The following is a 21,124-nucleotide window of genomic DNA, read 5'->3' on the forward strand; positions in this document are numbered from 1 at the left end:
GGCTCAGGAGCGCAGATAGGATGCGCCGTTGAAGTCGAGGACGCCGCCAGACGACCAGGTGGCCGCGGGAGAGCTCAGGAAGAGGACGGCCTCGGCGACCTCCTCCGGCGTTCCGACGCGTCCGAAGGGGCTCTGAGCTCGCAGATCCGTGCCGGCGGCGCCCTCGAGCGTCGCACGCTGTCGCTCGGAGCTGACGAACCCCGGCGCGATCGAGGTGACGACGATGCCGTGGGGTGCGAGGGCCACCGCCATCGACTGCCCGAACGCGTGGAGTCCGGCCTTCGCGGCGCCGTAGGCGGGAAAGTCGGGTTCGCCTCGGTATGCGCCCCGGGATCCGACGTTGACGACGTATCCCGGCGCGCGCCGCTCGATCAGGCGACGAGCGACGAGGTACGTCATCTGCGCGGCGCCGAGGAGATCGACGTCGACGAACGTCCGCCACGCCGTCTGCCAGTCGTCGAAGCTCGTCTCGTCGACGCGGTGGCGGAGTCCGTTGGTGGGCGCGACGGCGGCGTTGTTGATCAGGATGTCCACCCCGTCCAGCGCCTCGTCGGCGGTGCGGACGATCGCCGCCGCGCTCCCGGGGTTGCTGATGTCGCCGCCGACGGCGATGTGCCCGGTGCCCGCCATCGAACGGATCGTCTCCTCTGCCGCGGCCCTGTCGCCGCCGTAGTGAACCGCCACGCGGTCGCCGCGCTCGGCGAGAGCGCGGGCGATCGCACGTCCGATGCCGCGCGACGCTCCCGTGACCAATGCGGATGCCATGGCTTCCTCCCTCTCGTGCGTGTGTCGATTCGACTATGGCACCGGCCGCATCTCCGTGTGACCGTGTCCCTGCCGTACGCGCTCACGCGCGCGACCTCGCGTTCGCGCGCTGATTCACGCGGTGCGGCGACCGATCCGGCCGAGGTGGGTGTGCGCGAAGTCCTGCAGCTTCAGGCCGTAGCCGAGCGCCCGGTCGACCGCCACGTGGAAGGTCCAGCAGGCTGCGACGAGCGCGAGCCAGGGAACATCGTGACCGCTCAGGGACAGTGCTGCGGAGCCGATCACCAGGATCGCCGGCCCGACGTAGCTGTGCACGGCGTTGTAGAGCAGGGCGCCGAGCCGGGGGCCGCCCGCATACCCGGCGGCGGAGATGTCGAACAGGAGGAACGCGGCGACGAGCCACCACCACGGCTGGCCGATCGCGATGACCAGCACGACCACGGCGACCCCGATCGCGCCGTTCTCGACGCGCTGGACGATGACCGCTCGACGCTCGAAGGAATGCGGGGTCATGGCACCGGTCTCCACTCCGCGCTCATCATGCGGTCGGGAGAGCTCCGGCCGGTGGTGGTCGACCGGCCCGCGTCGGCGGTCATCCACGGTCGGGCAGCTGCTGCAGTGTCCAGCGATTGCCGTCGGGGTCGGCAAACCCGACGAAGCGACCCCACTCCTGCTCACCGACACCCTCTGCGGCCACCCCCGCATCCCGCAGCTGCGCCAGCGCGGCGTCGGCGTCGGCGACCACCACCTGGATGTTGTCGAGGCCCCCGGGCTCGATGCGACTGCCGAGCCCGGTGCCGATCGCGATGGAACAGGCCGACCCGGGCGGGGTCAGCTGCACGAAGCGGACACCCTCGTACGGCGTGGCATCCATGTCGGCGGAGAAGCCGATCCGGGTGTAGAACTCCTTCGCCCGCTCCACATCCGTGACCGGCACGTGGATGAGCTCGATCTTCCAGTCCATGACGTCCCCTCTCGTCCGCATCGGCGTGCTGGGTCGCACCATACTCTCCGTCGCGTGCGACGTCAGCGTGACCGCTGTCGCGGAGGTCAGCGGCGCGGGTCGATGATGGTGATCCCGGCGGGGGAGGCGGTGTCGAGGGTCGGCAGGAGCTCCGCCGCGTCGCGCAACCCGACGGTGCGTTCGATGAGCTCCTGCGGTCGGAGCGCTCCGGTACGGATCAGCTCCAGCATCCCGGGGTAGTCTGCCGCCGCCATGCCGTGGCTGCCGAGCAGATCCAGCTCCCAGGCGATCGCCCGTGCCATCGGCACCGGTGACAGGCCGGAGTCGGTCGGGAGCAGCCCGATCTGCAGGTGTCGGCCGCGGCGCCGCAGGCTGAGGATGGCGTCCGCACACGTCTGCTCGCTTCCGACGGCATCGACGGAGACGTGCGCGCCGCCGCCCGTCACGGAGTGGACGAGCGGGGGGATGCCGCGCCCATCGGCGACGACGACGTGATCCGCGCCCAGGGCGCGCGCCGCATCGAGCGCGTCCATGGTGCGGTCGACGGCGACGACGTGGGCTCCGAGCGCCTTCGCGATCATCGCCGCGCTGAGTCCCACGCCGCCGGCCCCGACGATGACGACCCACTCTCCCGCGACGACGCCCGCGCGGGCGGTGAGGGCGCGGTAGGCGGTCGCGAAGCGGCAGCCGAGCGACGCGGCGGCGTCGAACGTCACGCCCTCGGGTATGCCGACCAGGTTGGTGTCCGCCGCGTGCACGACGACCTGCTCGGCGAACGATCCCCACTGCGTGAATCCCGGCTGCCGCTGGTCGGGGCATACCTGCGCGTTGCCGCTCTCGCACCACGCGCACATCCCGCAGCCGTAGACGAACGGCACCGTGACGCTGTCGCCGACGGCCCAGGTGGCGACCTCGGCGCCGACAGCCGCGACGACCCCCGAGAACTCGTGACCGGGGACATGGGGGAGGGCGATGATGTCGTGCCCGGCCCAGGCATGCCAGTCGCTGCGACAGAGACCGGTCGCTCGGACCTCGACCACCACGCCGTCGTCGGGCGGCGTCGGCGCGGGGACGTCCCGCACCTCGAGCGGCCCGCGTGTCTCGGTCATCATCACAGCGCGCATGGCAGTCTCCGAAGCGGTGTCGACGTCAGGCGGTGCGGATGCTGAGCAGCTGCCAGCCCTCGGGCACCTTCGCGTGCAGACCCTCGCGGTCCTCGGCACGGATCTCGCGGATCCCGTCGCGCCGCTGATAGGTCGCGGTCGCCGTGAGGGCGATGCTGCCCTTGATCATCCGGACGGGCGTGGAGACGAGGTCGAAGCCATCGGGCACCTGAGCGGTCGCCGCGGCATGGACCTCGTCGAGGGACGTGCCCGAGACGTCGGCGGTGCGCTCTTCGACGGGACGGATGAGGCCGATGTACACGCCTCCAGCCTACGAGCGACGCGCGGCGTTCACGTGACCCGGCGTCGCTGCTGACCGCGCGGCATCCGGACTCATAGACTTCACCCGTGGCTGACAATGGAATCGACGAGGCGCCGCGCTTCAGTCCCGTCATCGCGCTCCTCGCGGTGTCCGCGTCGTGGGAGGCGCAGCTCGCCGCCGAGCTCCGCAGCCTGGGCATCTCCACCCGCAAGTTCGCGCTGCTCGGCCACATCGGCGCGGAACCCGGCATCTCGTTCTCCGAACTCGCGCGCCGCTCGCACATCACCGTGCAGTCCGCGCACGCCGCCGTGCACGCCCTCGTCGACGATGGGCTCGTCGCGGATGCCACAGCCCAGGCCGGCGCCGCGAGCGACCTGAGCGTCACCCCGAAGGGCGCCCGCGTCCTCCGCGACGCACAGGACCGGCTCGCCCAGCTCGACGGCGCCCTCGCGCGGGCGCTCCCGCGCGTCGCGGAGTCGCTGGACGGCATCCGCGCGGGTGTCGTCGAATGAGCGCACCCGCGAAGGCGGTGCGCGACGCAACGCGGTGGGCGCTCGCCGCGGTGCTCGTCGCGGCCGGCATCGGCCACCTCACGACGCTGCGGCGCGGCTTCCGGATCGCGGTGCCGGACTGGGCGACGCGCCTCCTCCGCACCGACAAGGACACCATCGTGGTCGTGTCCGGTGTCGTCGAGATCATGCTCGGCGCCGCACTCCTGCTGCTGCCGGGCGACCGCCGCCGCGTGGGCTTGGCCGTTGCCGCGTTCTTCGTGGCGGTGCTCCCCGGCAACGTGCACCAGTGGCGGACCGGCCGGGATGCGCCGCTCCTCGACACGGATGCCCGGCGCTTCGCGCGGCTGTTCCTGCAGCCGGTCATGATCGCCTGGGCGGTCTGGTCGACGCGGCCCTGACCGCACGCACAGATCCTTCAGCTACCTTGAAGGAGTGTTCCGCGCTCCCGCCCCGCTCTACCGCGTCCTCGCTCTCGCCGAAGCCTGCTCCTGGACCCTGCTCATCGCCGCCCTCGTCATCCGCGCCGTCGGCGGCCCGGCCGTCGCGGTCACGATCGGCGGTGGCATCCACGGGTTCGTCTTCCTGTCCTACGGCGCGACGGCGATCCTCGTCGCACTCAACAACCGATGGGGCGTCGGCGCGACCGCCCTGGCGGTGGCATCCGCCGTCATCCCGTATGCGACGATCCCCACCGAGATGTGGCTGCGCCGCACCGGGCGGCTCGCCGGCGCGTGGCGGCTCGAGGCGACGGACGACCCGCGCGACCGACGTCCGGTCGATCGCCTGCTGCGCTGGTTCCTGCGCCACGCCGCCCTCCTCGTCGCCCTGCTCGTGGTCGCCGTCGTCGCGCTGTACGTCGTCCTGCTGATCGTCGGCCCGCCCGGACGCTGACCGCTCCGCCGGGGCGACGCTCGGTCGGGTCAGGCGTCCGGCGCGCCGGCACGGATGCACGACCGGTGCCCGGCGCGGCGCCTCACCGGTCCCGGCAGGCATCACCCACACCGGCGGTCGTGCAGATGCATCGCCGAGGCCGCGACGCGCCGCCGGGCGGAGCGCTCAGCGCCGCGTGGACACCGTGACGGTGAACTTCCGGTCGCGCGCGACCTGACGCGTCGGGCCGACCAGTCGCTCGAGGGCCCCGCGGTACTGCAGCGCCGAGTTCCAGACGCACCAGAGCTCGCCACCCGTGCGCAGGACCCGGGCGGCATCGGCGAACAGCCGCGGCGCGAGCTGATCCGACACGGCGGCGCCGCTGTGGAACGGCGGATTGAGCGCGATGAACGACGCGCTGCCGTCCGGGCGGCGTGTGAGGGCGTCGTCCCGCTCGACCACGACGCGGTCGGCGACCCCGTTCGCCGCGGCCGTCTCCCGAGCCGACGCCACGGCGGCGGCGGACTGGTCCGACGCGTACACGACGGCGGACGGATGCCGCAGCGCGAGATGCGCGGCGACGGCGCCCGTCCCGCACGCCATGTCGATGAGCGGGTCGTCGGGGGTCCCGCCGGCCGGGTCGTCCGGCAGCTGGGCGAGCAGCATCCGCGTGCCGATGTCCAGGCGGGCGCCGGCGAACGCGCCCCCGAATGCGCGCAGCTCGAGGTCGCCGTCCCGGCCGGCGGCGGGCACCGGCTCGCGGCCGTCCTGCGGTTGCCGGGCGATGAGGACCCGCGACTTCTGGCGCGCGTGGGAGATGTCCAGGCGCGCGAAGTGCGTGCGGAGGACGTCGTTCATCGTGACGCTCATGTGCTTGACGCGGCCGCCGGCGAAGACGACGACGTCGGGGTCGGCGGCCGCCGCGACGACGCCCGCGATGTCGCGGAGGGCGTCGAGCGAGCGGGGGAGGCGCAGCAGCACGACGCGAGCCCCGGCGAGCCCGCCCCGGTCCAGGCCGACCGAGCGGACGCGGTCCGCGAGACCGAGCTCGACGGCATTCGCCGTCAGGGCCTGCTCGCCGACAAGTCCGTCCTGATGCACGCGGATCCCCGTGCCGCCGTCGTGCGCGGCCGCGAGGGCGAGGGCGCCGTACTCGTCGCCGATCACCACGACCGTGCCGGGAGCGGCATCCCTCCGCGCGTCGGCGGACTCGTCGAGGATGAGGCGGTCCGCGGCATCGGATGCCACCAGCCCGACCCCCTCGACATCGGGCCGGCGCGAGAGCCGCTCGAACGGGAACGGCTCGGGACTGGTCATCCTCCCAGGCTATCCGGCCGCGACGACCGCGCCCCGGGCCATACTCGGATGATGAGAACAATCGCTCGATGGGTCCTTGCGGGCGCCATGGTCTTCGCCGGCCTCAGTCACCTGTTCTGGGCCCGGAAGGAGTTCCAGGCGCAGGTGCCGGACCTCGTCACCGAGGTGCTGCCGATCGACAAGGACGGGGTGGTCGTGGCATCCGGTGCCGTCGAGATGATGCTCGGCGCCGCGCTCGTCGCCCTGCCGGGGGAGCGGCGCCGGGTCGGCGCGATCCTCGCCGCGTTCTTCGTCGCGATCTTCCCCGGCAACATCGCGCAGGCGCTCGGCAAGCGGAAGGGATTCCGCCTGGACGACGACCGTGCCCGCTGGGATCGGCTGCTGTTCCAGCCGGTCCTCGTCGCCTGGGCACTCTGGTCCACCCGCCGCTGAACCGCTGCTGAGCGCCGCCGATCCGGCACGCCGCGCGGTGGACGCTCGGCGTGCCGGATGGCTCACCCCGGCCGACGGATGCCGCCGCCCGGAGCCGCGTCAGGTGCGGATGTTGCCGCCGCGGAGCCGCGAGACCGCGTCGACGGTGGCGGCGAGGATCAGAACGCCACCGGTGACCAGCAGGTTCACCCCGGCATCCATCCGCAGCAGGCCCAGGCCGTTGATGATGACGGCGATCACGAGCGCTCCGATGGCCGCGTGCACGAGCCGCCCGCGTCCGCCGAACAGGCTCACACCGCCGACGACCGCGGCGGCCACGCCCGACAGGACGATGTCGCGTCCCACCGCGCCGTCGACGGAGCCGATGCGGGTCTGCGCGAACAGCAGCGACACGACCGACAGACCCGACGCGATGACGAAGCACCACCACTTGATCAGCCGGACCTTGATCCCCGACCGCCGCGCCGCCTCGGCGTTGCCGCCGATCGCGTAGACGTACCGGCCGAACCGGGTGCGGTCGAGCACGAATGTCCCGATCCACAGGATCGTGAGCACGACGGGCACGATGATCGGAACGCCCTGCACCGGGTTGACCGACTGCGAGCGGTCGAGGTTCAGGATGAGCACGGCCGTGCCGCCGAGCACCGCGATGGCGCCGAGCTTGATGAGCACGAGGGCGAGCGGCCGGTTGGGGACTCCGGCCCGCCGCCGCCGGGCACGGTCCCACGCCGACATCCCGGCCGAGATGCCGAGGATCACCAGCAGCATCACCCACCCGCCCCAGACCGGCAGGCGGCCGTTCTGCAGCGCGATCAGCTCGGGCGCCTGGATCGGGTACAGGCCGCCCGCGCCGATGATGAGGAGCGCGAGTCCCTGATAGCCGAGGAACAGGCCCAGCGTCACGACGAACGACGGGATGCCGACCCGGGCGACGAGGAAGCCGATGAGGGCGCCGGTGGCGAGCCCGACCGCGAACCCGGCGGCCAGTGCCAGCGGCCAGGGCACGTCGTAGCGCACGTTCAGCACGACGAACGCGGCGACCGAGACGCCGCCGGTGACTCCCGCGGACAGGTCGATCTCGCCCAGGAGCAGGACGAACACGAGCGCCATGCCGAGGACGACGAGGGATGCCGCCTGGTTCATGAGGTTCGCGAAGTTGATGGGCGTGAGGAAGAACGGGCTCAGCGAGCCGAACAGGATGGCGAGGACGACGAGGCCGCCGACGGCGGGCAGCGCTCCCATGTCGCCGCCGCGGACGCGCTGCAGCCAGGCGCGGATCTGGTCGCCGACGCCGCCTTCGACGCCGCTGCCGATGAGGTCGCTCACGACCGGATCGGGTGCGGCCGCGGTACGGGTGGTGGTGCTCATGCGTCTCCTCCGACGGGAATGGTGGATGTGCCGACGAGCTCGACGCCGGGAGGGACCTTCGTGCCGGTGATGTAGCCGACGACGTCGTCGCGGGTGGTCTCGGCGGTCTTGACCTGCGCGACCATCTGGCCGAGGTACAGCACCGCGATGTCATCGGCGACCTCGAAGACGTCGGCGAGGTTGTGGCTGATGAGCACGACCGCGACGCCCTGGTCGGCGAGGCGCCGGACGAGGCTCAGGACCTGCTCGGTCTGGGCGACGCCGAGAGCCGCGGTCGGCTCGTCGAGGATGACGACGCGCGCCTTCTTCAGCACCGCGCGCGCGATGGCGACGGTCTGACGCTGACCGCCGGACAGGCTCGAGACCTTCTGCCGCACGCTCTTGACCGTGCGGACGGACAGCGAGCGGAGCGTGTCGGATGCCTCGCGCTCCATGAGTCCCTCGTCGAACGTGCCGACGGAGAGCTCCTCGCGGCCGAGGAACATGTTCTGGACGATGTCGAGGTTGTCGCACAGGGCGAGGTCCTGGTAGACGACCTCGATGCCGAGCGACGCCGCCTCGCGGGGGGTGCGGAGCGCGTGCGCGTCGCCGTCGACGAGGATCTCGCCGCTGTCGTACGGCTGGACGCCCGCGAGGCCCTTGATGAGGGTGGACTTGCCGGCGCCGTTGTCGCCGACGAGGGCGGTGACCTGGCCGAGGTGGACCTCGAGGTCGACGCCCTTGAGGACGCTGACGGGGCCGAACGACTTCGTGACGCGGCGCAGCTGGATGATGGGTTCGCTCATGCGGTTCTCCTGATCCGGGACGAGAACGGTTTCGGTGCGGGGACAGCGGGAACGGGGATGCCGCGATGCGCGGCATCCCCGCCCCCGTCAGATCACTCGACGCCGAACTCGGTGCACTTGTCAGCCAGGCTGACACCGTCGATGTCACCCGAGCAGATGTCGTCGGCGGACGCGTCACCGGCGGCGACGACGTCCTTGACCCCGTCGGGGCCGACGAGCTGCGGAGCGACGGCGATGTACGGCGTGCCGTCCTCGAGCTCCTGGTCGGCCGAGGGGCTCTCGCCCTGTAGGAGCGCGGTCGCCACCTCGACGGCGGCGTCGGCCTCGTCCTTCACCGGCTTGTAGACCGTCGCGGTCTGCCATCCGGCGAGGATGTTGCGCAGGCCCTCGAGGTTCGCGTCCTGGCCCGACACCGCGACACCCGTGATGCCACGGTCCTGGAGGACCTTGATCACGCCGTCGGCGTTGGTGTCGTTGGCGGCCCAGACGCCGTCGACCTCGCCGCCGTTGGCGGTCAGCGCCTGCTCGAAGTTGGTCTGGCTCTTGGCGCCGTCCCACACCCCCGGAGGCTCGGCGACCGGCTTCACGCCGGCGCCCTCGAGCACCTCGACCGCGCCTTCGCGGAACATCGCCGCGTTGCCGTCGGTCGGGTCGCCGCCCATGTAGAACACGGCTGCGGAGGCCGGGTCCTTGTCGGCCGCCGCCAGCCCGTCGAGGACCGCCTGGCCCTCGAGACGGCCGACTTCCACGTTGTCGAAGGACACGTAGTAGTCGGCGCCCGCGAACGGTCGGTCGTAGGCGATCACGGGGATCTCCTGGCTCTTCGCCTTCGTGGCGACGCCGGCGGCGGCGCCGTTGTAGTCCACGAGCAGCATCACGCCGCAGCCCTGCGTGAGCTGCTGGTCGGCGATCGTCGTGTACTTGGCGGTGTCGCCCTGGGCGTTCTGGATGTCGACCTCGAAGCCGGCGGCCTCGAGACCCTCCTGCAGGTACTTGCGGTCGAAGTTCTCCCAGCGGGGAGAGGATGCGGCATCGGGGAGGATGACGCACGCGCGTCCGGCTTCGGCGGGGGCTTCGCCGCCTTCGGATGCTCCGGGTGTCGGACTGGGGCTGGAACAGCCGACGAGCAGGAGTGCGGCTGCGCCGGTGAGCGCGGCTGCTGCGGACAGAGAGGTCTTCATCGTTCGCCTTTCGACAGTGAAAATCGAGCGGGCGCGTCATCGCGCTTGCGACGAGCATGATGCGTTCACAAATTGAAGTCAAGACGTGAACATAACGCTTTCGTTACTCCGGACGCCGCTAGCCGAGACCTCTCACCTCGCGCGCACGGCGCGTCACGGCGTCCAGCGCGACCGCGAAGACCAGGACGACGCCGGTCACCATGAACTGCACGGCCGAACTCAGGTTGACGAGGGTCAATCCCGACGAGATGGCCTGGATGACGATGACCCCCAGCAGGGCGGCGAAGGCGGACCCCCGGCCGCCGAACAGCGAGGCGCCGCCGATGATGGCGGCGGCGATCGCGTTGAGATTCGTGTCGGCCGCGCCCGAGCTCTGGTTCGCGGCCGCCAGCCGGGCCGCGGCGAGGATGCCGCCGGCCGCTGCGAACGTCGAGCAGAGCACGAAGACCGACACCATGACGCGGTCGACGCGGATGCCGGCGCGGCGGGCCGCCTCCACCGACCCCCCGACCGCGTACACGGAGCGACCCCAGCGGGTGCGCGTGAGGAGGAAGTGCATGAGGACGACGATCAGCACGAACAGGACGAAGATGACCCCCACGCCGCGCGACAGGTTGAGGTACCAGGCGGCGGCGACCAGTCCGGCGCCGAGGAGCGCGCCGCGGACGAGGACGGACGCCGTGCCGGCGCTGTCGAGATCGGCGGCGGCGCGGCGCCGTGCGCGGCGCAGGAGGGTCGTCGTGTACGCGGCGGCGCCGACCACGGCGAGGACGTACGACGCCGCGGGCGGCAGGTACAGATGCTGGGCGAACTGGACGAGCGCCGAATCGAACGGGAGGTTGATCGAGCCGGCGTCGCCGAGCACCCACAGCTGCACGCCGAGCAGTCCCAGCAGCCCGGCGAGTGTGACGACGAAGCTCGGCAGGCCGAGTCGGGTGCGGAGCAGCCCGTAGATTGCGCCGACCAGGCAGCCGGCCGCGAGGGCCGCGGCGATGGCGACGGGGACCGGAAGGCTCAGCTGCACCGCGCCGACGGCCAGGATCGCCGCGGCCAGCCCCGACATCGATCCCACCGACAGGTCGATCTCGCCGATCAGGAGGACCAGCACGATCCCGAGCGCGATCATCCCGATCGGGGCGCACTGCACGAGCAGGTCGGCGAGGTTCCGGCTCGACAGGAACACCGGATTGAGGGTGTGGAAGACGCCGGCGATCACGAGCAGGGCGGCGATGACCGGCAGTCGTCCCACGTCGCCCGCGCGCAGCCGCGCCCAGGCGCGGTGGAGCAGACCCTCGTCGTCGGTCATGTCTCGCCGTCCCGTCGGCGGCGGGCTCCGGAGAGCGGGATGACGGGCGGCGGCGGCGGATCGACGGGAGCCTCGACGCGGCTCACGTCGCGCGCACCCGTGATCGCGGCGATGAGGACCTCGCTGGTGGCCTCCTCGGCGTCGAACTCGCCGTTGTTCCGGCCGAGCCGCAGCACGACGATGCGGTCGGCGACCGCGAGGACGTCGGTCAGGTTGTGGCTGATGAGCACGACCCCGTGGCCGCGGTCGCGGAGTCGCTCGATGAGGTTCAGCACCTCGGCGGTCTGGGCGACCCCGAGCGCGGCGGTCGGCTCGTCCAGGATCACGATGCGGGGCTCGCCGATGAGGGAGCGCGCGATCGCCACCGTCTGCCGCTGACCGCCCGAGAGCGTCGAGACCGGCACGCGGACCGACGGGAGCTTCGCGGCGAGCTCGCGCAGGAGCACCCACGTGCGCTCCTCCATCTCGACCTCGTCGAGGCGACCCGACTCGGTGAGCTCCCGCCCGAGCCACAGGTTCGCGACGACGTCGAGGTTCTCGCACAGGGCGAGATCCTGGAAGATCGTCGCGATGCCCAGCTCCTGCGCGTCGGCGGGACTGGCGATCTGGACGAGCTCTCCGTCGAGCTCGATCGTGCCGCCGTCCGGCCCGTGGACGCCCGCGAGCACCTTGACGAGGGTCGACTTGCCGGCGCCGTTGTCGCCGACGAGGGCGACGACCTCGCCCTCGCGGACCGAGAAGTCGACCCCGCTCAGCGCTCGCACGGCGCCGAACCGCTTGTCGATGCCGCGCATCGACAGGACGTGGTCGCCGGATCGGCGGGGCGAGACGCTCACGCGGTCCTCTCAGTCCAGTCCCGCGTCGGCGCAGGCGGCCGCGTACGCGGCGGTGCAGATGTCCTCGATGCGCCAGAATCCGTCGGCGACGACGGTCGAGGCGATGTCGTCGATCGTGACAGCAACCGGCTCGAGGAGGGTGGCCGCCACGCCGTCGACGGTCGTGTCGCCCGCCGGCGTCTCGCCGCGGGTGAGCGCGACGGCGACGTCGGCGGCGATCGTCGCCTGCTGCCGCAGCGCCTTGTAGACGGTCATGTGCTGATCGCCGGAGACGATGCGCTGCAGCGCCGCCAGCTCGGCGTCCTGGCCGGTGACGACGGGGAAGGGCGACACGGCGGCAGCGCGGAGCGCCGCGACGGCGCCGCTGGCCGTGCCGTCGTTGGCGGCGTACACCCCGACGATCTCGTCGCCGTACTGCGCGATCTGACCCGCGACCCAGGCCTGCGCCTTGTCGGGGCTCCAGTCCGGAGTGTCGTACTGGGCGAGGATGCGCAGGCCCGCGTCCGAAACGACCCGGCGCGCGCCGTCCCGGAACTGGCTCGCGTTGTTGTCCGTCGGGGCGCCGTGGACCATGAGGATGCCGCCGTCCGCGTCGCCACGCTCCTCGAGCTCGCGGACGAGCGCCTCGGCCTGCAGCTCGCCGACGCGCTCGTTGTCGAAGGAGACGTAGTACGCCGGCGTCCCGCCGCCGACGATCATCCGGTCGTAGGCGATGACGGGGACGCCTTCGGCGGTGGCGGCGGCGAGGATGGATGCCGCGGCCCGCCCGTCCACCGGGTCGAGGACCAGGACCTCGGCGCCCGCCGCGAGGGCGGACTCGGCCTGCTGCTGCTGCCGCGCCGCATCCTGATCCGCATTCGTGTACAGCACGCTCCAGTCGCCGAGCTCGGCGATGCGCTCCTCGAACACGGGGCGGTCGAAGGTCTCGTAGCGCGCGGTCTTCTTGTCCGGCAGCAGCAGCGCGATCATGCCCTCGGCGCCCTGGTCGGGGAGCGCGCATCCCGACAGTGCGGCGCCCGCTCCCGCGAGGACGAGGAGCGCGGCGATCAGTCGCTTCATGCCGTGAACGCCACCAGGTCGGCGTCGACGGCGACGTGGTCGAGGGCCAGCGCGATCGCGCCCCGTGTCTCGGCCCATTCGCCGAAGGACGCCGCGACCACCTCCGGCACGCCGCCGCCCAGGATGGACCGCTCCAGCGAATGCCGGAGCGGGGCGAGGAGGATCTCTCCGGCCATCGCGAGCTCGCCGCCGACGACGATCCGCTCGGGATCGATGAGGTTGCATAGGCTCGCGGCGGCGATCCCGACGTGCCGGCCGGCATCCGCGATGACGCGCTGCGCGGGCGCGACGCCGTCTCCGGCCGCGGCGACGAGGTCGCGGAGGCGGTGGATGCCGTCGTCCGCCGAGAAGCCGGCGAGCAGCGCGGGGCCGGCGGCGACCGTCTCGAGGCAGCCGCGGTTGCCGCAGCGGCACGGCTCGCCGTGCTCGTCGATCGTGACGTGCCCGATCTGGCCGGTGCGGCCGCTGACCCCGCGGAACAGCTCGCCGTCGACGAGCAGGCCCGCGCTGATCGAATGCCCGACGCGGATGTACACCGACGACGAGGCGCCCCGGGCGGCCCCCTCCCGCGCTTCCGCGAAGCCGCCGAGGTTGGCCTCGCTGTCGACGTGGACCGGCCGGCCGATGCGGGCCGAGAGGCTGCCGGCGATGTCGATGCCCTCCCACCCGGGCAGCAGGCCGGGGGAGGAGACGATCGAGGTTCGCGGGTCGACGGGAGCCGGGATCGCGAGGCCGACGGCGAGGAGGTCGGCGAGCGAGCCGCCGAGGCCTTCGAGCAGGTCGCCGAGCAGCAGGCTCAGCCGGTCGAGCTCGGCGTCGTGGCGGTGATCGGGGGCCAGCGGCAGGGACGTCTCGGCGACGACCGAGCGGGTGGCATCCGCGATCGCGACATGCAGCTTGCGGGTCGAGAAGTGCGCCCCCGCGACGAGGCCCACCCGGCGGGCGAGCGAGACGAGCGTCGCCCGTCGACCGCTGCGCGAGGTGAACGACGTGTGCAGCACACCCGTCGCGGTCAGTTCCTTGACGATGTTCGACACCGTGGCGGGCGAGAGGCCGGTGGCGCCGGCGAGCTCGATCTGCGTCAGCCGCCCATGCCGCTTGAGCGTATCGAGCAGTCGAGCTCGATTCGCTTCGCGCAGAGAGGACTGCGATCCGGGCGGTGTTGACCGGCGTGCCACGGTGACACTGTAGCGCGGCGGTGCGGCATTCGGCCGCGGATCAGTCCGAGCCCTCCACGGCCCGCACCCGCACGATGTTGGTGGACTCGTCGAGCTCGGCGACGCCGGGGTAGGCCTTCACGAAGTCCGAGAACGACCGGTGACCGAGGGCCTTCTCGCTGAACGACGAATCCATGCGCTTGAGGAGGTTCTTCAGCGCCGACAGGTGCACCCACTCCTCGTCGGCACGCTCGCGCTCCAGTCGCAGGGCTCGCGAGAGCAGCAGCGCGGTCGGATCGGCGGCGGCCTTGCGGCGCCGTCGGCCGCTGGCGGGCGGCGTCTCCGGCTCGGGGTCCGGGTCGGGCAGGGCGACGCCGGGGAGCGCGTCGTACGCGTCGAACTGGTCGCACGCCGCCGCCAGCGACTTCGCGGTGGAGCCGGCGACGCCCACGCCGACGACGAAGCGGCCGAGCCGCTTGCAGCGCTGCGCGAGCGGGACGTAGTCGCTGTCGCCGGCGACGATGACGACGTGCGTGAGGTCCTGGAGACGGAACAGGTCCTCGACGGTGTCGACGGCGAGGCGGATGTCGGCGCCGTTCTTCGCGTACGCGGCGGCGGGGAACAGCTGCACGAGGTCGACCGCGCGTCCCACCAGCTGCTGGCGGTACAGCGCGTTCACGGGGGAGGACCAGTCCGCGTAGGCGCGGGTGAGCACGAGCGTGCCGAACGATGCGGCGTAGTCCATGATCGCGCCGACGTCGATCGTGGCGGCGGCCAGGCGCGCCGCGATCTCGGGCTCGTCGGGGTCGGCGGCGATCCGCTGACGGTCGCGCGAGTAGCTGTTGCGCCCGTGGACGCGGTCGTACCAGCTCATGACGATGTTGTCGAAGTCCAGGTAGACGGCGACGCGGGCGGTGGGCTGGTCGGCCATGTCAGTGGCCCTTCGGGTAGTGCACGCCGAGCTGGGCGCGGATGTCGTCGAGTGTGCCCATGATCGCGACGCTCTCCTCGAGCGACAGCAGGTCGCTGTCGCTGCGGCCCTCGGCGATGAGCTTCTCGGCGTAGAGCGCCTGGAACTGCATGCCCCGGCCGCCGATCTCGGACCGGTACTCCTCGCGAACGGTGCCGTCCGGTGCGCACAGGCGGAAGGATGTGGGCGTGTACCAGACCGAGTCGATCTCGATCCGGCCCTCGGTGCCGATGATCTGCGCGACATTGGGCCCCGCCGCGCGCGAGGACGTCAGCAGCGAGGAAACGGCGCCGGAGGCATGGGTGAACGAGATCGCCGCCTCGGTGTCGGCGCCGGTGTCGCCCAGGCGGCCGACGGCGCGGACCTCGCTCGGGGCGCCCAGGATGTCCCACGCGAACGAGACCGGGTAGATGCCGAGGTCCAGCAGCGCGCCGCCGCCGAGCTCCAGCGCATTCAGCCGGTGGGCCGGATCGGCGGTGATCTTCTGGGTGTGGTCGGCCGACAGGGCCCGGATCTCGCCGATCGCGCCCGCGTCGAGGAGCTCGCGGATGCGCACCATGTGCGGCAGGTAGCGAGTCCACATGGCTTCCATCGCGAGCAGGCCGCGCGAGGCGGCGACGTTGCGGATGGCGACGGCCTGATCGCGGTCCAGGGTCAGCGGCTTCTCGATGAGGACGTGCTTGCCGGCTTCGAGCGCGAGGATCGCGTTGGCGCTGTGGAACGTGTGCGGCGTCGCGATGTAGATAATGTCGACCGTCGGGTCGGCGACGAGGTCCTCGTACGAGCCGTGCACGTTCGGGATCTCGAACTCGCGGGCGAACTCCGCCGCGGCATCCGCTCGGCGCGACCCGACCGCGCTGAGCGTCCTGCCCGCTATGCGGAGGTCCTTCGTGAACGAGTGGGCGATGCCGCCGGTGGCCAGGATTCCCCATCGCAATGCCGTCATGTCTCGAGCCTAGCGGCCGGGACTCTAGGCTCGGGAGCGTGGACGACGAGCGCGCGCAGAACCCGGCCGTGGAGCGGTTCCGGGAGCTGCTGCGCATCCCGACGATCTCCTCGATCGACGAGTCGGAGGTGGACGGGACGCGGTTCGTCGCCTTCCGCGAGGCCGTCGAGCGGCTGTATCCCGGCATCGCCCGGACGCTGGAGCGCCAGGTCCTCGCGGGCCACTCGCTGCTGTACCGCTGGCGGGGGGAGGACCCGGGCGACCCCCTGGTGCTGATGGCCCACATCGACGTCGTCCCCGTCGTCCCCGCGGAATGGGAGCACGACCCCTTCGGCGCCGCCCTCGTCGGGACGGGGACGGATGCCGCGATCTCGGCCCGCGGCGCGATCGACGACAAGGGTTCGCTCGTCGCGATCCTCGAAGCCGTGGAGTCCCTGCTGGCGGAGGGCTTCGTCCCCGCTCACGACGTCTACCTGGCCTTCGGCCACAACGAGGAGACCGCGGGCGACGGCGCCCGCACCATCGTCGCGGCGCTCGACGCGGAGGGCGTCCGTCCGAGCCTCGTCCTCGACGAGGGCGGAGCCGTGGTCCAGGGCGTGCTGCCCGGCGTCGAGCGGCCGACCGCGATGATCGGCGTCGCGGAACGCGGGGTGATGACCGTTCGGCTCACGGCACGGGAGCTGGGCGGTCACGCCTCCACTCCGCCCGCACGCCCCGCGACGGCACGGCTGGCCCGGGCGGTGCTGCGACTCCACCGGCATCCGTTCCCGACGCGCCTGGTCGCCCCGGTCCGCGCCATGCTCGACACCGTCGCGCCGCACACCCGCGGTCCGCTGAAGCCGGTCCTCCGCAGCATCGGCGTCACCGGGGCCCTCCTCGCCCGCGTGTTCGCCCGGCTCGGTCCGGAGATGAACGCGCTCGTGCGGACGACGGCCGTCGTCACCGAGATGTCCGGCGCCACCGGCGCGAACGTCCTGGCGACGACTGCGCGGGCGAGTGTCAACGTGCGCCTGCTGCCGGGCGACACCGTCGACTCGGCGCTGCGCCGCATCCGCCGTGTCATCGCCGACCCGGCGATCGACCTCGAGACCGTGTCGGCGTCCGAGGCGTCGCCGGTGTCGCCGTGGACGGGAGCCGCCTGGGACCGGATCGCGGCGGCGACGGCCGCCACCCTGGGTGACGACGTCATCCCGACGCCGTACATCCAGCTCGGCGCGAGCGACAGTCGCTGGTTCACCGGGATCAGTCGGCATGTCTACCGGTTCACGCCGTTCTCCCTCACCCGTCCGGAGCGCGAGGCGCTGCACTCGCACAACGAGCGCATCAGGGTGGCGGTATGGCTGCGAGGGATCGACTTCTACCGTGAGCTGGTCCGCGCCGGCTGATCCGGCTCAGTCGGTCGCATCGCGCCGCGCGCGCATCCCCACCCGGCGCCCGGCGAGGAAGGCCAGCCCGATCAGCCCTGCTGCCAGCACGCCCGCACCGACCGGTACGAGCGGATCGATCAGCGCGATCCCCGGCGGGGCGAAGACCTCCTCGGCGAGGGGCTGGTACGCGAACCACCCCAACGACACCGGCCGCGACGAGCCGATCACGATCATGATCGCGCCCGCGGCGGCCCCGGCGCCGAAGAGCCACCACAGGGCGGGGAGGACGTGTCGGCGGTGCACGGCGTCAGGCCCCCGCCGGCTCGCCGGCGACCAGGACGATCTTCCCGTCCGCGCCGGCCTCGATGGCTCGGTGCGCCGCGGCCGCGTCGGCGAGCGGGAAGGACGGGCCGAGCTCGATGTCGAGCGCGCCCGCCGCGAGGAGATGAAGGCTGATCGGCACGGCCTCGGCGCGGAGCGCCCGCTGCGCCGGGGTGAGCGGATGCGGGCTCCCGCCGAGATAGGAGCGGATGCCGAGCGCACCCGCGTCCGCCCCGCGGACGAGCGTCGCGATGCGGCCCCGGTCGGCGACCAGCTCGAGCGATGCCGCGATGGCCTCATCGGTGCCGGCGGCGTCGATGGCCACGGTCACCCCCTGCGGGGCGGCCTCGCGCACCCGGTCGGCCAGGCCGGCGCCGTAGCGGACCGGGATCGCGCCGAGGGCGACGACCCGCCCCGCCCGTCGCTCGCTGGTCGTGGCGACGACGGTCGCGCCCCACAGCACGGCGAACTGGACGACGAGCTGCCCGACGGCCCCGGAGCCGGCATGGACGAGCACGGTGTCGGCTGCGCCGGCGCCGAGGGAGCGGAGCACCTGGTAGGCGGTGCCGGCCGGCACGCCGAGTGCCGCCGCCTCGGCGGCGGACACCTGCGGCGGTCGGGGCGTGACGGTCTCGGCCGGGACGACGACGTCGGTCGCGTACAGGCCCGAGGCGCCCGCGATGACGACGGCGTCACCGACGCGGAGGCCCTCCACGTCGGCGCCGAGGGCGGTGACCACCCCGGCGCCATCCGCACCGATCCGCCGCGGCGACGTGATCGGCGGTGAGGGCCGGATGCCGCTCCGGAGCTTCGCGTCGAGTGGATTCACGCCGGCGGCCTCGATGCGCACGGCGACCTCGCCGGGCCCGGGCGGCAGGACGTCCACCTCGGTCAGGGTGAGGACCTCGGGGCCGCCGAGGGAGGAGTAGGTGATCGCGGAGGCCATGGTCGGTCCTTCGGGGATGTCAGCGGGTCGGGGCGGGCGGAGGCGTGTCGCTCAGGCCGAGGACGAAGTCCAGGATCTCGCGCGCCGGCGCCTCGCGCACCGGTCCGCGGCCGAAGGTCCACTCGGCGTCGGTCGCGTGGACCGCGGTGCCGGAGAGCGCGGCGCGCCGCTCGAACGGCATCCGCGTCGACGCGTAGAGGGCGACGGCGCCGCCGATCACCGGCGGGATCGCCACGGCGCGGTCGCCCGCGAGCTCGAGCAGCGCACGGAGCGCGTCGGCGAGGACGCGGATGCGGCGCCGCGAGCCGGTTCGCACGGCGGTCGCCACCTCGGCCAGGGGCAGCCCTGCGAACTCCCGGTCGAGCCCGGCGACGGCGAGGAACCGCGCCGCGGCCGCCGCGCTCGTCGGTTCGAGGGCCGCCGCCGAGGCGACGACGTCGGCGACCGCCGTCCGCCAGTCGCCGGACACCCCGGACTCGTCCACGCGCGGGCGCGCACTCAGCGGAAGGTGGCGGGACAGGTCGGACATGGCGTCAGCATAGGCCGTGAGCCATGTGACGGAGCGGGAGTGTCACATCGGCGCTCCGGAACTCTCGGGCATAATGGCTCCGACCGATGTGACCGTACACATCGATACGGAGATGCGATGAGCGACGACGTCACCGGCCGAAGGCCCAGCATCCGCGACGTCGCGCGCCTGGCAGGCGTCTCGCACCAGACCGTCTCCCGGGTGCTCAACGACCATCCCAGCATCCGGCCGGAGACGCGGGAGCGCGTGCTGGCGGTCATGTCCGACCTGTCCTACAGCCCGAATCGCGCGGCTCGCGCCCTGGTGACGAGTCGGTCCCGCACGATCGGGATCCTCGCGGCGTCGGCGACGCAGTACGGTCCGGCGTCGTCGATCGCGGCGATCGAGGCCGCCGCCCGCGAGCGCGGCTACTGGGTCTCGACGGCGAACATCGACGCAGCCGACCCGCAGTCGATTCCGGACGGCCTGTCACATCTGCTCGCGCAGTCGATCGAGGGGCTGGTCGTGATCGCGCCGCAGGTACGGGTGGTCCGAGCTCTGACGGCGCAGCGCGTCGGAGTGCCGTACGTCACGCTGCAGTCGACGGACGTCGACCCCGACCACACCCTGTCGGTCGACCAGATCGCGGGAGCGAGACTCGCGACACGGCACCTGCTCGAGCTCGGCCACCGGTCGATCTACCACCTGGCCGGTCCGCAGGACTGGATCGAGGCCGAGGCGCGCATGCGCGGCTTCCTCGAGGAGATGGGCGCCTGGGACGTCTCGACGACAGCGCCGATCCTGGGGGACTGGACGGCGGACTTCGGCTACTACGCGGGACGCGAGCTGCTGCGCTACCGCGATTTCACGGCGATCTTCTCGTCGAACGACCAGATGGCGCTCGGTCTCCTGCACGCCGTCCGCGACGAGGGTCTCGACTGCCCCCGCGACGTGAGCATCGTCGGCTTCGACGACATCCCCGAGTCGGGGCACTTCTGGCCGCCGCTCACCACGGTGCGGCAGGACTTCGCGGAACTCGGCCGCCGGTGCGTCGATCTGCTGCTCGACCGATCGACGGACGCCACCGCCGCGATCGTCCCCGAGCTCATCGTGCGCTCGTCCGCGGGACCCGCCGCGCGGTTCTGACCGGGCGGTCGACACGCCGGTCGTCGACCGAGTTGACATCACCCCCGCTCCGGGCCATCATCGATCCGGATGTGAACGGTCACATCGAGCCGGCCGCGAGCCGGAGCGAGACGGCAGGACGACAAGGGAGTCAGGCGGATGGTGTCGATGGACGACGCGGATCGGTACGTGATCGGGGTGAAGACCGAGGTCGCCGTCGCACGCGTGCGCTCGCAGGTCGCCGCCCGGCACGCCGACCTCGTGTCCCGCGGCCTCCTCGTCTCGACGGCCGGGGCGGTCTCCGAGCGCGTCCCGCACGCCGATCTGTTCGTCATCCGACCGGCCGGCATCCCGGGCGACGACCTCGCGCCCGAGAACATGGTCCTCTGCGAGCTGGACGGCACCGTCGTCTCCGCGACGCCCGGCGGCAATCGCGCCGCGTCGACGGATGCCGCACTCCACGCCGCCGCCTACCGTGCGCTGCCCGACGTGAACGCGATCGTGCACGCGCAGTCCGGCTACGCTGCCGCCTGGGCCGCGCGCGGCGAGGAGATCCCCTGCGTGACGGTGTCCGCCGCCGAGATGTTCGGCGGTCCGGTTCCGGTCGCGCCGATCGGCGGCGGCGACGACGACCTCGTGCGCAGCGTCCTGGCCGTCCTCGGGGAATCCCGCTCACCCGCCGTGCTCATCGCCGGCCACGGCGCGTTCACGGTGGGGACCAGCGGTCCCGCCGCACAGGCGACCGCCACGCTCCTCGAGGACGTCGCGCGGACGACCCACCTCGCCCAGCAGGCCGGCAGCGTGCCGAGCCTGCCGCAGCAGCTCATCGACCGGCGCCACGACGCATTCCGACGCGCCACCTCACCGACCACCGACGACCGCCGGTAGCCCGACGACGGGCGCGGTCACCTCCGTACAACCGAATACGAACACCAAGACAGTGATGTCCGAGGAAAGGAACACA

General features: G+C 72.5%; 25 protein-coding genes. 7 read left to right on the forward strand and 18 right to left on the reverse strand.

Annotated elements, in window-relative coordinates; genetic code table 11:
- Positions 1 to 3: 3 nt before the first annotated feature.
- The 5 genes from AB3M83_RS06290 to AB3M83_RS06310 all read right to left on the reverse strand — a co-directional run bounded on the left by AB3M83_RS06290 (position 4) and on the right by AB3M83_RS06310 (position 3,154).
- Positions 4 to 765, reverse strand: a complete 762-nt coding sequence (locus AB3M83_RS06290) for an SDR family NAD(P)-dependent oxidoreductase (protein WP_412946050.1) — start codon at positions 763 to 765, stop codon at positions 4 to 6.
- Positions 766 to 879: 114 nt separating this feature from the next.
- Positions 880 to 1,278 carry a DUF4260 family protein gene (locus AB3M83_RS06295; RefSeq protein WP_412946051.1) on the reverse strand — a complete coding sequence of 133 codons (399 nt, stop codon included), beginning with the start codon at positions 1,276 to 1,278 and terminating at the stop codon, positions 880 to 882.
- A gap of 79 nt (positions 1,279 to 1,357) precedes the next feature.
- A complete protein-coding gene (locus AB3M83_RS06300; protein ID WP_412946054.1) occupies positions 1,358 to 1,729 on the reverse strand; it encodes a VOC family protein in 372 nt (123 codons plus the stop codon).
- A gap of 86 nt (positions 1,730 to 1,815) precedes the next feature.
- A complete protein-coding gene (locus AB3M83_RS06305; protein ID WP_412946057.1) occupies positions 1,816 to 2,853 on the reverse strand; it encodes an alcohol dehydrogenase catalytic domain-containing protein in 1,038 nt (345 codons plus the stop codon).
- A 25-nt stretch (positions 2,854 to 2,878) separates the two neighbouring features.
- On the reverse strand, positions 2,879 to 3,154 hold the full coding sequence (locus tag AB3M83_RS06310) for a hypothetical protein (protein WP_412946059.1): 276 nt from the start codon (positions 3,152 to 3,154) through the stop codon (positions 2,879 to 2,881).
- 86 nt (positions 3,155 to 3,240) lie between these two features.
- On the opposite strand from AB3M83_RS06310, the gene AB3M83_RS06315 reads away from it, so the two are divergent.
- The 3 genes from AB3M83_RS06315 to AB3M83_RS06325 are packed head-to-tail and all read left to right on the forward strand — an operon-like array spanning position 3,241 to position 4,557.
- A complete protein-coding gene (locus AB3M83_RS06315) occupies positions 3,241 to 3,666 on the forward strand; it encodes a MarR family winged helix-turn-helix transcriptional regulator (protein WP_412946062.1) in 426 nt (141 codons plus the stop codon).
- The gene (locus AB3M83_RS06320) at positions 3,663 to 4,064 is read left to right on the forward strand and encodes a DoxX family protein (RefSeq protein ID WP_412946063.1); all 402 of its coding nucleotides are present in this window, start codon (positions 3,663 to 3,665) and stop codon (positions 4,062 to 4,064) included. The genes AB3M83_RS06315 and AB3M83_RS06320 overlap by 4 nt, the downstream gene beginning before the upstream one ends.
- 34 nt (positions 4,065 to 4,098) lie before the next feature.
- A complete protein-coding gene (locus AB3M83_RS06325) occupies positions 4,099 to 4,557 on the forward strand; it encodes a DUF3817 domain-containing protein (protein WP_412946066.1) in 459 nt (152 codons plus the stop codon).
- 165 nt (positions 4,558 to 4,722) lie between these two features.
- On the opposite strand, the gene AB3M83_RS06330 is transcribed toward AB3M83_RS06325, so the two are convergent.
- Complete coding sequence (locus AB3M83_RS06330; RefSeq protein ID WP_412946069.1) at positions 4,723 to 5,853, reverse strand: class I SAM-dependent methyltransferase; 1,131 nt, start codon at positions 5,851 to 5,853, stop codon at positions 4,723 to 4,725.
- Between the two features lie 51 nt (positions 5,854 to 5,904).
- Here AB3M83_RS06330 and AB3M83_RS06335 point away from each other — a divergent pair, with 51 nt between their 5' ends.
- Positions 5,905 to 6,285 carry a DoxX family protein gene (locus AB3M83_RS06335; protein ID WP_412946071.1) on the forward strand — a complete coding sequence of 127 codons (381 nt, stop codon included), beginning with the start codon at positions 5,905 to 5,907 and terminating at the stop codon, positions 6,283 to 6,285.
- Between the two features lie 99 nt (positions 6,286 to 6,384).
- On the opposite strand, the gene AB3M83_RS06340 is transcribed toward AB3M83_RS06335, so the two are convergent.
- The 9 genes from AB3M83_RS06340 to AB3M83_RS06380 form a co-directional block, all read right to left on the reverse strand.
- Positions 6,385 to 7,653, reverse strand: a complete 1,269-nt coding sequence (locus AB3M83_RS06340) for a sugar ABC transporter permease (protein ID WP_412946073.1) — start codon at positions 7,651 to 7,653, stop codon at positions 6,385 to 6,387.
- Positions 7,650 to 8,438, reverse strand: coding sequence for an ATP-binding cassette domain-containing protein (locus AB3M83_RS06345; RefSeq protein WP_412946075.1), 789 nt, complete (start codon positions 8,436 to 8,438; stop codon positions 7,650 to 7,652). The genes AB3M83_RS06340 and AB3M83_RS06345 overlap by 4 nt, the downstream gene beginning before the upstream one ends.
- Positions 8,439 to 8,530: 92 nt before the next feature.
- Positions 8,531 to 9,619, reverse strand: a complete 1,089-nt coding sequence (locus AB3M83_RS06350; protein ID WP_412946077.1) for a sugar ABC transporter substrate-binding protein — start codon at positions 9,617 to 9,619, stop codon at positions 8,531 to 8,533.
- A gap of 118 nt (positions 9,620 to 9,737) precedes the next feature.
- A complete protein-coding gene (locus tag AB3M83_RS06355; RefSeq protein WP_412946078.1) occupies positions 9,738 to 10,925 on the reverse strand; it encodes a sugar ABC transporter permease in 1,188 nt (395 codons plus the stop codon).
- Positions 10,922 to 11,761, reverse strand: a complete 840-nt coding sequence (locus AB3M83_RS06360; RefSeq protein WP_412946080.1) for an ATP-binding cassette domain-containing protein — start codon at positions 11,759 to 11,761, stop codon at positions 10,922 to 10,924. Before AB3M83_RS06360 ends, AB3M83_RS06355 begins: the two co-directional genes overlap by 4 nt.
- Positions 11,762 to 11,770: 9 nt before the next feature.
- Entirely contained in the window at positions 11,771 to 12,820 is a 1,050-nt protein-coding gene (locus AB3M83_RS06365) for a substrate-binding domain-containing protein (protein WP_412946082.1), read from the reverse strand.
- Positions 12,817 to 13,998, reverse strand: a complete 1,182-nt coding sequence (locus tag AB3M83_RS06370; protein WP_412946085.1) for an ROK family transcriptional regulator — start codon at positions 13,996 to 13,998, stop codon at positions 12,817 to 12,819. Before AB3M83_RS06370 ends, AB3M83_RS06365 begins: the two co-directional genes overlap by 4 nt.
- 40 nt (positions 13,999 to 14,038) lie before the next feature.
- Entirely contained in the window at positions 14,039 to 14,908 is an 870-nt protein-coding gene (locus tag AB3M83_RS06375; RefSeq protein WP_412946088.1) for an NYN domain-containing protein, read from the reverse strand.
- Position 14,909: 1 nt separating this feature from the next.
- Complete coding sequence (locus AB3M83_RS06380; protein WP_412946091.1) at positions 14,910 to 15,893, reverse strand: Gfo/Idh/MocA family protein; 984 nt, start codon at positions 15,891 to 15,893, stop codon at positions 14,910 to 14,912.
- 38 nt (positions 15,894 to 15,931) lie between these two features.
- Between AB3M83_RS06380 and AB3M83_RS06385 the strand changes: the two genes are divergently transcribed.
- On the forward strand, positions 15,932 to 17,278 hold the full coding sequence (locus tag AB3M83_RS06385) for a M20/M25/M40 family metallo-hydrolase (RefSeq protein ID WP_412946094.1): 1,347 nt from the start codon (positions 15,932 to 15,934) through the stop codon (positions 17,276 to 17,278).
- 6 nt (positions 17,279 to 17,284) lie between these two features.
- On the opposite strand, the gene AB3M83_RS06390 is transcribed toward AB3M83_RS06385, so the two are convergent.
- The 3 genes from AB3M83_RS06390 to AB3M83_RS06400 are packed head-to-tail and all read right to left on the reverse strand — an operon-like array spanning position 17,285 to position 19,056.
- Positions 17,285 to 17,563: a hypothetical protein gene (locus AB3M83_RS06390; protein ID WP_412946097.1), complete on the reverse strand. Its 279-nt coding sequence runs from the start codon at positions 17,561 to 17,563 to the stop codon at positions 17,285 to 17,287.
- Between the two features lie 4 nt (positions 17,564 to 17,567).
- On the reverse strand, positions 17,568 to 18,527 hold the full coding sequence (locus AB3M83_RS06395; RefSeq protein ID WP_412946099.1) for a quinone oxidoreductase family protein: 960 nt from the start codon (positions 18,525 to 18,527) through the stop codon (positions 17,568 to 17,570).
- Between the two features lie 19 nt (positions 18,528 to 18,546).
- The gene (locus tag AB3M83_RS06400) at positions 18,547 to 19,056 is read right to left on the reverse strand and encodes a hypothetical protein (protein ID WP_412946102.1); all 510 of its coding nucleotides are present in this window, start codon (positions 19,054 to 19,056) and stop codon (positions 18,547 to 18,549) included.
- 117 nt (positions 19,057 to 19,173) lie between these two features.
- Between AB3M83_RS06400 and AB3M83_RS06405 the strand changes: the two genes are divergently transcribed.
- Together AB3M83_RS06405 and AB3M83_RS06410 are read left to right on the forward strand one after the other, a co-directional pair.
- On the forward strand, positions 19,174 to 20,181 hold the full coding sequence (locus AB3M83_RS06405; RefSeq protein WP_412946104.1) for a LacI family DNA-binding transcriptional regulator: 1,008 nt from the start codon (positions 19,174 to 19,176) through the stop codon (positions 20,179 to 20,181).
- 147 nt (positions 20,182 to 20,328) lie between these two features.
- On the forward strand, positions 20,329 to 21,048 hold the full coding sequence (locus AB3M83_RS06410) for a class II aldolase/adducin family protein (RefSeq protein WP_412946106.1): 720 nt from the start codon (positions 20,329 to 20,331) through the stop codon (positions 21,046 to 21,048).
- Positions 21,049 to 21,124: the final 76 nt, after the last annotated feature.

This window comes from Microbacterium pasadenense, assembly GCF_047246565.1.
Taxonomy (GTDB): domain Bacteria; phylum Actinomycetota; class Actinomycetes; order Actinomycetales; family Microbacteriaceae; genus Microbacterium.